Source organism: Metamycoplasma neophronis (genome assembly GCF_006491995.1).
Classification (GTDB): domain Bacteria; phylum Bacillota_I; class Bacilli_A; order Mycoplasmatales; family Metamycoplasmataceae; genus Metamycoplasma; species Metamycoplasma neophronis.
The window spans coordinates 37,939-55,666 of record NZ_VHHP01000001.1 but is presented as its reverse complement, the minus strand read 5'-3'; the positions used below and the strand labels follow the sequence as shown (position 1 = coordinate 55,666).

Here is a 17,728-nt window from a genome sequence, read left to right as displayed (position 1 = left end):
CAGATGCTTTTCTGCGTTTTTGTTTTTAAATTACTAAAAAAATGTCACAAAGACCATAAAAGATTGGCTTAGTTTTTAATTAATTTCTCTTATAATTTTTATATGACAAAAATTGAGTTTAAAAATTACACAGCTTCTTATAAGAAAAACAATGACATCGTTTTGGATAATTTGAATTTGACTATCGCAAAAGGAGAAATGGTGGCAATTATCGGTAAATCAGGGGCTGGAAAATCAACAATATTCAATGCATTATTAAATCAATTAAATATTGTAGCTGGAGAGTTAATTTTTAATGATAAATCTGTATTATCAATGAAAAAAAATGAATGAAAAAAACAGCTAAGAAAAATTGGCTTTTTAAGTCAAATGCCCAATTTAATTGATGATTTAAACGTGTATGATAACATCTTACATTTTTATACAAAATATAAAAATTTTTTATATAGCTGATTACACATTTTAACAAAAAAACAAAAAGAAGAAATTTATAAAACATTAGAACGTTTAGGTATATTTGATAAATCTTTTACCTTGGTTTCAGAATTAAGCGGGGGTCAAAAACAAAGAATTGAAATTGCAAAATTACTGTTGCAAAATGTGTCACTTATTTTAGCAGATGAACCAACATCTAATTTAGATATTGTAAATTCTGAAGAAGTTATGAGTATCTTAAAAAATATCAATGAAAATATGCATGTAACAGTTTTAGTGAATATTCATGATTTAACTTTAGTTAAGAAATTTTTCAAAAAATTTGTATACATAAAAAACGGAAAAATAGAAAAATCAGGATCAACATCCAATTTAACTGAATACGAACTAAAACAAATCTATCAAAATGATTAATCAACATGTGCTGCGGCGCATGTTTTTTATATAAAACGCAAAAAAATAACCTAAAATGGAAAAAAAATAACAAATTGAACGTTTAAAGGTATATAGAGCAAATTTTTATTTTTTTTAGGTATAGAATATAGAAAAAAATATTAAAAAAAGGAATAAGGGTTATGAATAAAAAACGTTTAATTTTAGGTTTGTCACTAGGCCTATCTTTGGCTGCAGTTGTGACAATAGGAACTGTTTGCGGTGTATTGTTAAACCGAGATGATGGGTTTGTTGGTTATGATGTATCAGCATGAAAAAGAGAAGACAAGCTATATAATGAACCAACTTTGTATAAAAAGCTTGAGTATGAACATCAAAATAATACAGGTAAATGAGTAACTGAATCTTTAGGAAAAAATCCAATGACTCAGCTGGTTTTTGATTCAACTGATAACAGATTAGAACAACTAAAAAAATTTGTGCTAAGCAATCAAAGAGAAAATTATACAATGTGTGCGTTGAATCTTTCTATTGTGTCAGATAGTAGTGAAAATGAGCAAAACATTAACTTATTAGAAAAAGATTTATACGATCCTTTAGTTAATAAAGTAATATTTTTCTATTTGCCAAATGATATGTTGGATAAGATGACTAAAAAAATGAATAAAACTGTTGACGAATTTTTTTACCAACCATTTAAGGATAAAAAAACAAAATTCGTTGTTTTGCGTACAGATACAAAAATACCTCATCCTAATTGAGAATTCAGCAAACCAAGCCCTTATTATCCAAAAGAAAATAATCGAGATCTAGATTATAGGTTCAGAAGCATGAGGAAAATTTCATGATATGGTGAACAAAATTACCCTGTCAATATTAATGGGGAAACAAAATTATATGCTTACCGATTTAATTTTGAATGACTAATAATTGCTCGCACCAGAGAAAGAGATAGCGAACATCGCTTATGTTTTTCAATAAAAAAACTTATCCTTCTAAAGAAGAACGCGAAACTTATTTCGAATCAATTTTTTCACTAAATTTGAATTTGGAAAAATAAATGAGTGTAAATTATTTCATAAAAAAAACAAATTCTAAAAAAGGTACAAATTAAGTATCTTTTTTAATTTTTCTATTAGAAAAAACACAATATTAGTATAAAATTAATCTAGAAACTAAAGGAAAGGATAGGTTCTATGGATATACCTAGCAGTGAGCGATATAACTTTTTTAAAAATAAGTTGCCTAGAACTTATTTATTTTAGTTATTTCTGCTCTCCTTAATATCAAAAGAAGGAGGAAATATGAAAAAAGCAATTAATAATACAGATAACAATGCTGTTAAAAATAATGTGGCGACCAAAAAAACAGCTAAGGCTCTAAAGCTCGAAAGAGAACACAAGCTAATTCGCGAGCGTTTAGTTGATGCTTCGGAATCAACCGGGGAACAATTATTTGCTAAATACAATACTTCAGTTAACGGCATTTTAGATGAAGATATTATTCACGAAAACCGTAGCGAATATGGTGTGAACAAAATCACCAAAAAAGGTGCTGATAACGTTTGAAAAAGATTATTCAGATCATTTTTCAATTTGTTTAATATCATATTATTTGTTTTAGCAATGGTTTCATTAGTAGTCGACGTTATTATTCCTATTGTTGAAAAAGACCCGAATAACAAGCCTAATTACATTACAATGATAATCATTTTGGTTATGGTTTTTGCAAGCAGCATAGTTCACTTTATACAGGAGCAAAAAAGTGCTTCATCAGCCAATAAATTAATTGAAATTATCGAAACTACTTGTTTAGTTGAACGGAATGGAATACTAAAAGAAATTCCAATGGATGAAATTGTCGTAGGTGATATTGTTCACTTTGCGGCAGGAGATATTATTCCCGGTGATGTTAGAATATTACAAGCAAAAGACTTGTTCGTTTCTCAGTCATCATTAACTGGCGAAAGTGAACCAATCGAAAAATATGCTGTTATAGATGAAAATAAAAAATATGACAATATTACTGACCGCCCTAACTTAGCTTTTATGGGCTCAAATATCATTTCAGGTTCAGCTCGTGCTATTGTGATTGTAACAGGCAACGATACTTATATTGGACAAGTTGCTTCTAAAGTTGGTGAAAAACAAGTTCAAACCAGCTTTGAAAAAGGCATTAAAAAGATTTCAGTAATGTTAACTATTATTATGGCAGTTATCATTCCAATCGTTTTCTTAATTATTGGTTTAACTAAGACAGATGAAACTGTGAGTCGTCGTTGAATTAATGCTTTATTATTCGGTATTTCTATTGCCGTTGGATTGACTCCAGAAATGCTTCCTATGATTGTTACTGCCTGTTTATCAAAAGGTGCAATCGCGATGGGTAAAGCAAAAACCATTGTTAAAAGTTTGAACTCTATTCAAAACTTCGGGGCTATGGATATTTTATGTACCGATAAAACTGGGACATTAACCCAAGATGAAGTTATTTTAGAACGTCACTTAGACGTAAATGGAAAAGAAGATGCTCATGTTCTAAAATATGCGTTCTTGAATTCATATTACCAAACTGGTCTTAAAAATTTACTTGATAAATCAATCATTAAAAAAACCCTAGATTTAGCCGATGAAGAAAAATCATTAGACAATCTTGAACTATACTATGAAAAAATTGATGAAGTGCCATTCGATTTCCAAAGAAAGAGAATGTCAGTACTTGTTAAATCACTTAAAAACGAAAAGGTTACTTTGATTACCAAGGGAGCCGTTGAAGAAATTATTAACGTTTGTTCAAAAATCTATTTAGATGGCAAAGTTGTACCACTAGATAAAAAAATTATTCGTAAAGTATTAAACCGTGTTGAAGAATTCGGAGAAGAAGGAATGCGGGTAATCGCTATCGCTTCTAAGAAATCTGACATCGATGCTGTTGGAAAAATTTCAGTAGCGGATGAAAGTAACATGACATTAATTGGTTATTTAACTTTCTTAGACCCTCCAAAAGATTCAGCGGAAGATGCAATTAGAAAACTTCATAATTTAGGTGTTGAAGTAAAAATCTTAACCGGAGATAATCCTTTAGTTACTAAAGCTGTTTGCGCCAAAGTGGGAATTCCATATGACAGAATTCTAATTGGTAAAGACATTATGGAAATGACTGACCAAGAATTAGAAATTGAGGTTGAAAAAACTCAAATATTTGCAAAACTAAGTCCTGATCAAAAGGCCCGTATTATTAGCGCCTTACGTAAAAATGGTCACGTAGTTGGATACATGGGGGATGGAATTAATGATGCCCCTGCAATGAAAGTTGCTGACGTTTCAATTTCAGTCGACACCGCAGTTGATATTGCAAAAGAATCTGCTAATATTATTTTATTAGAAAAAGATTTAAATGTTTTGGCTACTGGTATTGTTGAAGGTAGAAAGACACATGCTAACATTAATAAATACGTTAAAATGACTGTATCATCGAACTTTGGTAACGTATTAAGCGTTCTGATGGCTTCATTTATCTTGCCATTTATTCCAATGGCCCCTGTACAAATTATTTTCTTAAACTTAATTTATGATTTCTCGTGTGGAACATTACCTTGAGATAATGTTGATAAAGAGTTTATTCAAAAGCCGCGAAAATGAGAACATAAATCAATTTGGAAGTTCATGTTGTGATTTGGACCTACAAGTTCGATTGTTGACATTATGACATTTTTAGTACTATATTATGTATGTATTCCAAAAATGAATTTTACTGATGGAAGTGTGATGGGAACATTCAATACAATCACTGACCCAGTAAAACAAGCAATGTTCAAAAAAATGTTCTGAACTGGTTGACTAGTAACATCAATGTGAACACAAACATTTGTTATCCACTTCTTGAGAACAAATAAAATTCCATTTATTAAATCTAATGCTTCGACACCAGTGTTTATCATGACCTTATTAGGTGTCGGTATTGTGACAGCTATTCCATATATCAAACCAATTAATACTTGGTTGCAATTAGAACCATTGCCTGCAATATTCTATGCTTGATTGGCGCTATTTATGGGATCATACATCACTCTAGTTGAAATCACAAAGGCAATATACAGACGCTTACATCGCGAAATACTTTAATACAAAAAAGAGGCTGCGGCCTCTTTTATCTTGCCTTTTTTAAAATAAAAAGCCAATTACAATGTTTTTTATCGATATTGTTACCATAAAGCAAATAAAAAGTGCAAAAAAATAATATACTTTTATTTATAAGTTAAAAAAAGCAAATCGTGTGAACACGAAAATTTATATATGAAAAAACATGAAAGGAAAAAAATGAATAAAAAAGACGACAATGTAGTTATTTTTGGAATGGAAAATTCTAAAAAATTAGCTAATGAAATCGGTGAATACTTAGGTCGCGAAGTATTGCCAGTGCAAAAAATCACCTTTGCCGATGGAGAACAACTTTTATATTCAGATACAACTGTTAGAAACAAAACTGTTTTTATCATTTGCAATACCTCAAAACCTGTTAATGACAATTTAATGGGCCTATTAATTTTTATCGATTCTCTAAAGCGTGCTAGCGCCAAAAGAATCATTTGTGTAATGACATATTACGGATATGCACGTCAAGATAGAAAAGCAAGCGGACGTCAACCTATTACAGCTAAATTAGTAGCAGACTTATTAGAAGCATCAGGTGCTAACAAAGTCATCACTATTGATTTACACAACCCATCAATTCAAGGGTTCTTTGAAATCCCAGTTGATGATTTAAGAGGGCAATTTATTTTTTCAAGCGAATTAAGAAATCGTAAAGAAAATTTTGTTATAGTTTCACCAGACCACGGTGGAGCTGTTAGGGCAAGACAACTTTCAGAATTATTAAATACTGGCGAACAAATTGCTATTATTGACAAACGTAGAACTGCACCTAATGTTTCAGAAATCATGGGCGTTTTAGGAAATGTAAAAGGTAAAAATGTTGTTATATATGATGACATCATTGATACCGGTGGAACAATTATCCATGCGGCGGAAGCTTTAAAAGCTCAAGGAGCAATCAAAGTTATTATTGCTGCTACTCACGGGCTATTTTCAAAAGGTTTTGACATGTTTGAAAATAACCCAATCATTGACGAAGTTATTATTACCAATTCAATTGATCACAGTGAATTATCACATTATTCAAAATTAAAAGAATTATCAATGGCCCAATTTTTAGGAATGGTAATTCAAGCTAATATTAAAAACACTTCGATTACCGAAATTTATGATGCTTACAGCCAAGGAAACTAAAAACTTATTCAGTGAGTATTTGGGTGATGCATCAGAAGAAACACTGCAAAAACTTTATGAATATTATGCATTAATTGAGCAAGAAAATCAGAAATATAATCTAACTGGTTTTTATAATGAAAAACTAATTAAAGAAGGCTTGATTGAATCTATTTTAATTTTTAAGGCTATTGAAAAAGAAGTTTTGAATTTAGAAAATAAACAAGTATTGGACATAGGTAGCGGAGCCGGATTTCCAATTCTACCATTTTTCATTTACAACCCAAGTTTCACTTTAACCATTTATGAACCGCAACAAAAAAGAGTGACATTTTTGAATCTAGTTATTGAAAAATTAGGTTTAAAAAATATCGCTGTTAAAAAAATTAGAGCCGAGGAATCAAATGAAATTCAATACTTTGATTTTATCAGCGCCAGGGCGGTTAGCGAGCTAAAAAACTTAGCTGAAATTACTCATAAATTAGCTAAAATAAATGGTACTTTTTGCTTTTTAAAATCACATAATTATGAGGCTGAAATAGCAAATGCTTCATGAATAAAAAACAAATTAAATCTTAAATTTAAGACATTGAAATTAGGTTCATTTTTTTCAATAGAAAACGTTTTAGTTTACTATCAAAAGATTCAAAAAACACCGGAAGATATTCCCAGAAAATGAGCTCAAATTATTAAAAATAACCTGAAATAGCGAGGCTAAATGCCTTGCTTTTTTCAATTTAATAAGCAATTTAAGAATAAAATCATGTAAAAAAAATGAAAAAAATGATTAAAATGACACTTAAAGTCGGTTTTTTTGAATATTAAATTCTAAAAGTATATAATTTACCTTATTTATATGCAAAGTGTTATTTATTTATAAATAAAACAGAAAATTTTTATTTTTTTAAAAAGGAGTAACAATGCGAAGACTGTTTAAAGAGGTTTTTAAATCACTCTCTAAGAATAAAGTTACTTTAATTTGTTTGACTATTTTAATATTCTTAACAACATTTTTATTTACATTATTAAATGACGTTCAAACTAGCTATTCGACTACGATTAATGCATATGATAAAGTTTCTCGTTTGCATGATCTAACTGTCGACCTTGATGTTAACCCATCTGGAGTTGCCCCAAACTCTGGTTTTAGTCAAATTGGCTCAGACAATGTTAGTTTAGTAAAAGAACCGGTTAAATTTGAATCATCTAAGAATGGTACTGACATCTCTTATTCAATAAACTTAGCCGGGGATGAGCAAAACTATATTAAGTTAAAAAATACATTTGGAAACTGAGATATTGATAATGATTCATACTACATTAGCACCGAGGACTTCATGAGATTTTATTATGAAGGCAGCCACGGGATTTCTAGTGTAGATTTTGAAATTGCTAAACCAAATCCAGATGTAAATAAAATTCGTAACTTTACTTTTAGCGGCAAAAACCGCGAATTTAAACTTTATGTAAAACAAGGCAGCGATTTTATTCCTTTGACTAAATTAGTTTCAATTAATAAAAATCAAACTATTACATTTAATAAAGAAATTTCAATTTCAGATATAGCAAGTATTTCATTTGCACCACGTGGTTTTAATGGTGCTCAAACTGAAGTCGATTATTTATATAACCCATCACCATTATTTATTAATATAAAAACTTTAGAGGCTTCATTTTCAACATTAGATTTCGATAAATGAAATGCTGAAAATAATTTAGTTATTATTCAAGGGCCTGAGGTTCTAAAATTAATGGGATTCAAAACAAAAGAGAATAATCCTAACCAATATGTTTTAGATACCAATGCAATTAATTCATCTGATATTAAAATAGCACCAGGATATCAAAGTAATGATAAAACGATTACTCCAACTGATAAATTCCAATTAAGCTTTAATTTAAATTCTTATTTAGAAAATCATAAATTAGAAAAAGAAATTAATCAATATCAAATTTTGGAAGCTAATAAAACTTATTTAATTCCTGAAAACTGAGTAAGAAGCACCCAAACTTTAACAACCTATAATTGATACCGTTACATTTTAAATTGAAATGAAAAAACTGAAGAAGAAAATTCAAACTGAAAAGGTTCATATTTAAAATTCATTGAACAATTTAAATTGAACGATCCAGAAAACTATAAAAAGATTTCATATTTCTCATATTGAAATAAAACTTTAAGCACAACTTATAAAATTGGTAAAACAGCAAAACAAACCGTAAACCAAACATTGCCAATCGAAAAAGATGATGCGCTTGTGATTTTTAAAAACCCATGAACAGGTGGTAATCCTTCAAATAAGGTTCCCGAAGCAGCAAGTAATTTAGACCGCCGCTCGCTAAATAACATTAAACAAGTTGAATTTAATAGTTTTGGAGATGCTCCAATTACTGATGACGAATTCAAAAATATATCAAATTTAAATCAGTTAAAAGAACATCAAAACTTTATTCGTTCAAGGTCGGAAGAATTCGCTAAAACATCAATCATTAATGACATTCGTTCAGAAGTCGGCGAAGAGAATTTAGGAATTAGACAAAGTCTTACTGTTGAAACGGTTAACGAAGACACCGCTAAGAAAAATGTTTTCCATTTTGTTAATATGGGTGACAAAGAGCATAAACTACTTGGTATTACCCAAAATGTTGACAAACTATATAATGATACTTTAAATCCTTCAATATTAAATGGTTCAATTAGCAACACTAATGTTGAAAAATTTATTCTAAAACCTAAACCAAATTCTAATATTATTGAAAAAATTCCTGCTATATATTCATTGCCAATTATTAGCGCAATTTTTAAACAATATACTCCTGACATGAATTATTTCAACCCTGATATTAGATTTACAGAGTACTATGACTTTTTCCCTAAAACTCAAGTTCCATATTCAACTAATGGAAAAATTCTAGTAATTACTACTGGGGTGAATGAACCTGCTAATATCAAAGGTTCAACAGTTATTGGCGCAATAGCAATGCCAAAACCTGACAAATATATTGTTTTAAAATACTCACCTATTCCTAATTACACAACTAAAAAAGTTTGAAATAAAGTTGTGGTTGATGGAAAAGATTATTTAAGCTTAAATGAACTATATAAATTCATGGTTCAACAAGATTATACTGTTAGAGGCGAAATTGGTCCAAATGGTTGAGCTGCAATTAACCCGGTTTTCCAAAACTCAATTAGTTTACCAATTTCATTTGGAGCAATTTCTAATGAATTAACAAGTGAAATTGTGCAAAAGAAAACCATTAAAGGTTTAATGGAGAGAGCAAGAACTATTATTTTAGATTCCGATCTTTCAAAACTGTTTAAAAGAGATGATATCTATCGTGTATTTAATGCTATTGGAAAAAGTGTCGAAGCAAATGATTTCCATACTCTATTAGCAGTTGGTAAAACAAACAAATTCATTTTAGAAAAAGTTATTCTAGATGTTATTAAATATTTAAACGAACCAATAAATCACAGTAAAAATCAAAACCTAGAATTTGCAAATATGAATGCGAATACATTCATCAAAAACTTACTAGGCGGAGCGATTGATTATTTACAAGTACAATATGAAAAATCTGGCTCAACACAACAGGAACGTGACGAATATTTAGTTAAACAAATTACTAATTTAAGTTCATTAATTAATTTAAACGGAATTTATGTTATTCCACAACTTAGATTGTCTATTTATGATTTAATTGAATTAATTAAAGACAAATCAGTCGTATTTTCTTCTTTAAAACAAATTATTAACTCAATTGACTTTGTTAAGTTTTCAGCAATTATTCAAGACTGATATGATAAACATCCATACAAACCTTTTACTTCGCAAAAAGATACTTATTGAACTCTTTCTGAAGCAAGATTAATCATTAGTTTATTAAAATCAGTTGACGAATATCAAGTGAAAAAAGCATTGCAAAACTTGATTGCACAAGTTGATTTACAATCATTCTTAGACCCTGAATCACCATCTAGCTACTACCAAAGATGAATAATGGCTTATGATTTAGCCGGACAAAGCTTAAGCAATGAAAATAAAGAAAAAGTAAAGCAGTTATTTACTAAATTAAATGGGGCAAAAGAAAATGAGGCACCTTATTCAAATATTAATAACGGATTATTTGAGTTAATTAGTAATATTAATTTAAGTCGTTTTACTCAATCACTTGACAAACTAATTCAACACGTCAAATATCCAGTTACGGCAAACAACAAAATTTATAATGATTACAACACTGAATCTTTAACTAGCTCAGATTATTTAACTGCATTTCTAACCTCAGTTAACTCTTCATATGATGACGAAGTTAACGTGGGAAAAATTGCGCAGATTCAAGACGCTATTATTAAGATATTCAATCTATCAGGTAAAACTGATAAAGTAGTTAAAGAGTTAAATATTGCTATTCCTGCAAGTGATGATAAAAAGATTTCAATGCTTGATTTACAAACATTAATGTTATTAGGTTTCCCTACTTCTGTGGCAAATGTAGAAGCGCCTAACGCAACTAATTTACCAGTTGACCAATATAACCTAGATGATATTAATAAAATTATCATTAAAATTAATAAATCGTTAGAAAGCGGTAGCGCATTAAAATTAACTGAAAACGAATTTAAATTCTTGAAGAATTCTGTTTTAGCAACAAACTTCGATATTTCAGATTTACAAAAATTAAAAGATATAACTATTAAATATCGTGATTTAATTTCGAAATTATTTATTAAAAACTACATGCCAGAAAACGGCGTATACGATTTTTCAAATCAAAATCTATTAAATAAAGAAGTTGCAACATACGGTGATTTGGCATATCGTTCTGCATTAATTAATCCAAATGATCCATTGCACGAAAATGATAAAGAAATTTTACAAACACTACACAGCGTGCTTGCTAAAAACTTTGTTGGTGGAATGTTGGGTCAAGGACAAAAAGGCATTATTCAAAATCAATTGATTATGTATAGCTTGTGAATTAAGTTAGCATATCAATTGAATAGTTTAGCCATTGCCCATGAAAAGACATTTACCGACCCTAATACAGGTGATAAATACATTGATTATAATTATGAAAAATTCTTATCATACGATCAAATCAGAGCAATTTTATTAGAACTATTTAAAGCAGCAAATACTCCTGAAATTAAAAACATGATGGCAAACTATGATGCTGTTATTAATCCAATTCCAAGCATGGGAATTTTAGGAAGCGATGATAATTATCGTGCCACATTATTAAAAGTTGCCTATGCTAATGCCCGTACAACAGATGCTAACAGTGAATTAATTAAAGCAATTAATGAAAGCAAAACATTTAAAGCATTGTTTGAAAATTTAAAGAAATTAAACATCCCGGATAATGTTATTAGTCAAATTAAAGATGTGTTCTTAAAAAATTCAAATGAAATTTCATATAACTTTGGATACATTGCTTCAGCTGACCAAATGCCGACATTCTATTTACAATCATTAGAAGCATTTATCAGTTCATTTATGTTAACTGAACAAACAAGTCAATTACAACCTTTGATTACTTCTGATTATGAATTTAGAATTATTTATAAACAAGCACTAGAAGCCGCAAATTTACCTGAACTTTTATCATTAATAAATGTTCCTAGAAACTTATTAAACCCATTTACTTTTATGAGTTTCCCACAAATTCTTCTATATTATTTATTGTCGCCTAATCCAAATGAAGGTAATTTATCATATGTAGTGAAAAAGATTTTCAGTAATTTACAAGGCGCAAATATTGGAGAATTAAAAAATAAAATTATTGCTATTACTCAATCATTTAACTCATCGGTTAAACTAATTGAATCAAGAAACGATTCGGCGATTAACCTTGATGTTGCATACTTTAACTATTTATACAACCAAAAACTTAAAGCGCCAGATGGTACTGATTTAGTATTGTTCAATATGAATATTACAAAAACTATTAAAGAAGCGCTAACTTCAATTATTCAACCAATAGTTATTTATAATATGATTTCATATACTGATGCTGGTTCATATTTAGCAAAAGTAAATTATGGTTATTTAAATTCAAATAGTAAAGAAGTTTATAAAGGGGATATCTCAAAATATTTAAGTAATCCATATGAAATGCAATTATTCATAAGTTCATTAGATGATAAATACAAAGTGAAAGTTAATACTCAAGAATATTTAATTATTGGTGTTGATAGTACGTCTGACTATCTATATCCTGTTGTCAATGAAGAAAATATTCAAGTAGATACCAATAGTCAAGCTATCTTATTTGTTAACTCAAAAGGATTTGACAGAATTTACTCAGCTTATCCAACATTCGCAATTAAAACTTATGTGTTGGTCAAAGCTCCAACAAATGAAAAAGGCAAATTCTTGCCCGACAAAAGCCCTGAAGAGTTAAAAGCTAAATTTAATGTAATTGTTAATGAGATGGCTCCTGGTTCAACTAGAAAAGTTTATCTAAAAGATGAGCAAGATAGTATTAACCCTGAAAGATACATTCGGATCATTACTGTTAGATCAATTGTTTCTTCAATTAAAAATGCAACAATTTATTTAATTAGCATATTAACAGTCTTAGTAAGTTTTATTGTTTACTTCATTATTAAACGTTATATCGAAGCAAGAAACAAAGTTGTTGGTATTTTAAGAGCGCAAGGATACAAAACTTCTGAGATTGCCTTAGCATTCTGTGCCTTTGGATGAATTCCTGCGGCCGTGGGTGGAATTATGGGTTACATTTTAGGATTTGCCCTACAAAAACCTACAATGCGCGTCCTATCTTCATACTGAACGCTTGAAAATAATATTATTCCATTCAATGCACTCGCAATGTTGGCAACGATATTTGTTCCGTTAATATTTGTATCGATTTTAATTTACATCATCACACAACTTTCAGTAAGAAGAAAACCAACTGAATTGATGAGCGGGTTAACTGAGGTTTCGGTCGGAAATGTTGGTCAAAAAGTATCAGCTCTATTTAGAAGACTGCCAGTTAAAATGAGATTCATTGCCTCAATGGCATTGAATAACTTCTGAAAGATGTTTTCATTATTCTTAGCATTCTCAACCACTTCTTTAATTTCGATGTTCTTCTTATCATCTAATAACGTATTCAATAAAGCTATTTCTAAAACCTATAGCGATAGATTATATAGTTTTAAATTAGATTTAGAAAGTCCAAGTACAGAAGGTGGACCATTTGTAACTTATAATAAAAATAATATTAATGAGTTGCTATATGTTCCAAATGATCTAGCGGGCAATTCATCATCAAACGGAAGCCAGTTAGATTATGATAACCCTAACTTCTTAAGACCGGGTGGATCGTTCAATACTGATATTGTTAACCATCCATATAATCCAACGGTTATTACTAAGTCATCACTTGACATTTTAATGGATTTATCAGTTGAATTAAGTCCATGAGATATTACTTACGCGAACATGCCTGAAACCCAAAGAGCAAGGGTTGCCCAAATTTTCAGACGTGTATCATTGCAAATGCAAAATACTCAATATCTAATAGATAGAGAAAAATTAAAAGAACACAAAGATTTTAGAAACATTACAAGCACATCATTCAATAATTATATGGACATTTTTGCGGTTCGCGATATTAAGAAATTCTTGGCCGATTATGAAGCTAATAAGCCTGAAGATATGTCAAACCGTACAAGTTACTTCTTATTTACTAAACCAAACTATAATGAAGAACAAGTCGGCGATGGTAAAATTACTGAACAATTCAGATTTGTTGAATGAGACCCAGTAAATGAAGTATATCTAAGACCTAAAAAAGTAACTACTTCAAGTTATCGTCAAGAATATCGTAACTTTTTGGTTAATGCTTATCGTCAAATTAATGGTATTGATTTCTTTGTATCATTTGGCGGGGTATACTGAAATGACACTACAAACGAAAAATACACTTATGCTAAAACATTAATCAACGGCAAAGAAAATAAAATCTATGGTTACTATGACAACAGTAGATTCATTAGATTGCAAAATAGAAAAGGCGTTGATTTAACTAAAAAATTGCGTGAATATAATTATGAATTTGATTCGGATCAAGCTATTCCGGTTGTTATTAACCAAGTTGCTTCAAGAAAATACAAACTTGACGTTGGTTCAGAATTTGATGGAACTCTATTAAACCATGTTGATAGATTCAGCTATCAAGCCTTAATGCAACAAGCTCCGAAGACAAATTACAAGTTTGTTGTAATTGGTATATCCGAAACATTCATTAACGTTGAAATATCAACAAGAAAAGACATCTTAGATCACATCTTAGGATATGATACTTTATCAATGAGGTTGAAAAAAGCTCGTGAATGAGAATTAAACAATGCATTATATTTAAATCCAGATAAAGCAGAATTCTATAGAAAAGAATTTGACCGCAAATATGATGCATTCAATGGTATTTTATCTAACGACGTTACCCCAGTTCAAACAATTGATACCTTGACAACTTATTCGTCAACTGGATTCTGAGGTGCGGCTAGTTCATATGATGTTGCTGCCGCTAATGACCAAAGCGTATGAACATTCTTTAAACGCATCTTTATTTCTAACCCTGATTTAAATTATGTCTCCGTATACGAACACAACGTTAAAGCTTATAATGAAGCTCACCCTGAGGCTAATTTAGAATATAAAACTCAATTATTCAAACTGCTAAACATTAATGAAGATCAATTTAATGAAATTGTAAAATTAAATGATACTAATGAAAAATACAAAACTTTAGCACGTAATGTCTTAACCAAATTCTACGGAACTCAACCGGGATCAATTTATGGTAAAAATATTATGTATGGTGCTTCGTTTGATGTTAATAGTAAAGACATTGAGGCCGGATTTATTTCGGGTATCTCTGGAACTATTAACACCATATTAGTTGCTTTCATTATTATTTCATTAGTTATTTCAATCGTTATTTTGATTGTTATTACTAACATCATGATCGCTTCTAACCAAAGAGCAATTGCAACCTTCTCAGTTTTAGGTTATACTAATAATGAAAAGATCTTCTTATTCTTCTTTAATTTCGTACCCGCAATCATTCTTGCATGTATTTTAATGATTCCAGTTACTTTATCATTCATTGCACTATTTAATGCATTTATGATGGTAACGAGTCAGATTGTATTGCCACTGGTATTGCATATATCAACGATTATTTTAAGTACAGTAATTTGTTTATCTGTATTCATTGCAACTTCGGTTGCTACTTGAAAGAGTCTAAATAAAGTTAAGGCAGTTGATGCCTTGAAAGGAAAATAATGGCTAAAGATAAAAATAAATCAACTAAGAATAATAAAAAAACAGTTGATGAACAAACCTTACAAGATATTAATATTATTAACATCAATAAACACAAAGCTCCTTTTGAAGTAAAAGACGAAGGGATGACAATTAAGGTACTTGACAATGCTACTTTGAAGAAATTCAAAAAAGCCAATGACAAGCCAAGAAAAAAAGACAAAAATTTCAATCTGAAAAATACAGATGACAATGTCGTTGAAGTTATTGATGTTAAAAAGACCTATTTATCAGGTAACGTTGCAACCGATGTTTTAAAAGGTGTTACTTTTCAAATTAAACGTGGCGAAATTGCTATTTTATACGGTAAATCAGGTTCTGGTAAATCAACACTTTTAAATATTATTAGTGCATTAGACCGACCAACCTCAGGTGAAATTATCGTTAATAACGTTAATTTGCCTTACTTAAGTGACAGCAAACAGACTTTATTTAGACGTGATAATATATCATTCATTTTTCAAAACTATAACTTATTACAAAACTTAAACAGTTATGATAATGTTGAAACCGGAGCGTTTTTACAAAAGGATAAATCAAAACATTTGAATATCAAACAACTATTTAAAGACTTTGATTTAGAAGAGTGTATGTATAAATATCCATCACAAATGTCGGGTGGACAACAACAACGGGTGTCAATTTTACGGGCAATTGCTAAAAACTCTGAAATTTTAGTAGCTGATGAACCTACCGGTGCTTTGGATGAAAAAACTGGTTTAACAGTTTTGAAAATTCTTCAACAAATCAACCGTGATTATGGCACTACAATCATTGTTGTATCACACGACCCTGACGTTGCTAAAATGGCTGACAAAGTTATTTATTTAGAACTTGGTCACATCAAGGAAATTAAAAACCAAGAACGTGAATGATTGATTGAAAAATCTAAAAATCAGGAAGTTTAATTTTAAAAAAAATAATATAAAAGCTAACTCCTCCGGGGGTTAGCTTTTAATATTTTTTACTATGACAAAGATCCTCATTTTCGTATTATAATTCTTTTATTCTTAATAAAAATTTTAAAAATTTATATGAAGGAGTTTAAATTGTTTATAAGTATATTTTTCATATTATTCGGTTTTTTAGGTTTAGGTTATAACTGAATAATCACTGCGTTTTTATTTAAAAAACCCATGAACAAATGATATATTTTATTTGTATTAATAATTTTCGGTTTTCTATTTGGAGCAGTTGTTTATATAATTTATAAATTAAGTGTAATGCAACCATGAAGCGGCACTGATTCAGCTAAAAAAGTTAGAGAAATTGTATATTATATTTTTGGAATTTTATTATTAGTTGGAGCATTTTCAAATGCAGTAGTCTTTGCTGTAATTTACTCATTAAGAGTAAGGGGTTATACACTTAAGAAAGTTAAAAAAGAAACAAAAAAATAAAAAAAATAAAATTAAAAAGTACCTAAAATTAAGGTACTTTTTAATTATTATTGTTCGCTTGCTTCAAACTCTTCAATTACATCCATAGCAACAAATTTTTGCAAATCCACTGGATTAGTATGCATAGATCCATCACTTAATGTTTTAATATTTTTATAATCTTTTCCGTATATATTATTCAAATAATTGTCATATTCGTTGATTGAAGCAACCTCGATATCATTAATTTTTTCTTTATGAGTTCTGAAGCTTAAATTTGATATTCATTTGTTCAATGAACTCTTTTTAATTAAAGCTTCTGTAACAATAAAACCCTCATAAGCATCATCATATAAAACATTAACAATATCTTTATAAGTAATTAATTTTGTGACTGGTTTTAATAGCTTGGCAATATTGATTTTATTTTGAATTTTTGATATATTACTATGATTAAATGTTGAATAAAAATTTACAAAGCTTAAGTAACGATTTTTGATTTTAATGTAATTTTTAACCCTTTTAGTTTTAGTCGGCATAATTAAATTAATATTGATAAAAGGCTGTTCTTTATATATGTCCTCGTAGTCAATAACGAACTTATTTTGTAGCATAAAATATTCTGAATGTTTGCATGAATCAAGCACACGTGTCGGATATTTATTTTTTAATTTTTCATAAGCTTCAACAGTCATCATAACATCAAAATGATCCAATTCTTCAATTATATTTTCTTCGCTATATAAAGCTAAAAGACTGTGATTATCCATACTATATCAAAGCTCATTTTCATGACAAATTTCAGTAAATTCTTTTAAAATATTTAATTTTTCTTCAATAACTTTATTCATATCAAATAATTATAAATTATTACAATCAAAGTGAGTGTAATAAAATGCCGAAAAAA

9 protein-coding genes are annotated in these 17,728 nt (G+C 29.4%); 8 read left to right on the top strand and 1 reads right to left on the bottom strand.

Annotated features, from left to right (window positions below; genetic code table 4):
* Positions 1 to 102 precede the first annotated feature (102 nt).
* The 8 genes from FJR74_RS07025 (at position 103) to FJR74_RS07005 (ending at position 16,842) form a co-directional block, all read left to right on the top strand.
* Positions 103 to 849: a phosphonate ABC transporter ATP-binding protein gene (locus tag FJR74_RS07025; protein WP_140914536.1), complete on the top strand. Its 747-nt coding sequence runs from the start codon at positions 103 to 105 to the stop codon at positions 847 to 849.
* Between the two features lie 206 nt (positions 850 to 1,055).
* Positions 1,056 to 1,868 (top strand): hypothetical protein, encoded by an 813-nt coding sequence (locus FJR74_RS07020; protein WP_170178321.1) that lies wholly within the window; start codon positions 1,056 to 1,058, stop codon positions 1,866 to 1,868.
* A gap of 264 nt (positions 1,869 to 2,132) precedes the next feature.
* A complete protein-coding gene (gene mgtA, locus FJR74_RS07015) occupies positions 2,133 to 4,952 on the top strand; it encodes a magnesium-translocating P-type ATPase (RefSeq protein WP_140914534.1) in 2,820 nt (939 codons plus the stop codon).
* Between the two features lie 195 nt (positions 4,953 to 5,147).
* Entirely contained in the window at positions 5,148 to 6,116 is a 969-nt protein-coding gene (locus FJR74_RS00195) for a ribose-phosphate pyrophosphokinase (RefSeq protein ID WP_140914533.1), read from the top strand.
* Positions 6,091 to 6,804, top strand: a complete 714-nt coding sequence (gene rsmG / locus FJR74_RS00190; protein ID WP_306766855.1) for a 16S rRNA (guanine(527)-N(7))-methyltransferase RsmG — start codon at positions 6,091 to 6,093, stop codon at positions 6,802 to 6,804. The genes FJR74_RS00195 and rsmG overlap by 26 nt, the downstream gene beginning before the upstream one ends.
* 211 nt (positions 6,805 to 7,015) lie before the next feature.
* Entirely contained in the window at positions 7,016 to 15,403 is an 8,388-nt protein-coding gene (locus tag FJR74_RS07010; protein ID WP_140914532.1) for an ABC transporter permease, read from the top strand.
* Positions 15,403 to 16,350, top strand: a complete 948-nt coding sequence (locus FJR74_RS00180) for an ABC transporter ATP-binding protein (RefSeq protein WP_140914531.1) — start codon at positions 15,403 to 15,405, stop codon at positions 16,348 to 16,350. The genes FJR74_RS07010 and FJR74_RS00180 overlap by 1 nt, the downstream gene beginning before the upstream one ends.
* A 228-nt stretch (positions 16,351 to 16,578) precedes the next feature.
* Positions 16,579 to 16,842 (top strand): hypothetical protein, encoded by a 264-nt coding sequence (locus FJR74_RS07005; RefSeq protein ID WP_140914530.1) that lies wholly within the window; start codon positions 16,579 to 16,581, stop codon positions 16,840 to 16,842.
* 47 nt (positions 16,843 to 16,889) lie between these two features.
* Here the strand turns inward: FJR74_RS07005 and FJR74_RS07000 are convergent, their stop codons facing one another.
* Positions 16,890 to 17,672, bottom strand: a complete 783-nt coding sequence (locus FJR74_RS07000) for a hypothetical protein (RefSeq protein WP_140914529.1) — start codon at positions 17,670 to 17,672, stop codon at positions 16,890 to 16,892.
* Between the last annotated feature and the right edge of the window lie 56 nt (positions 17,673 to 17,728).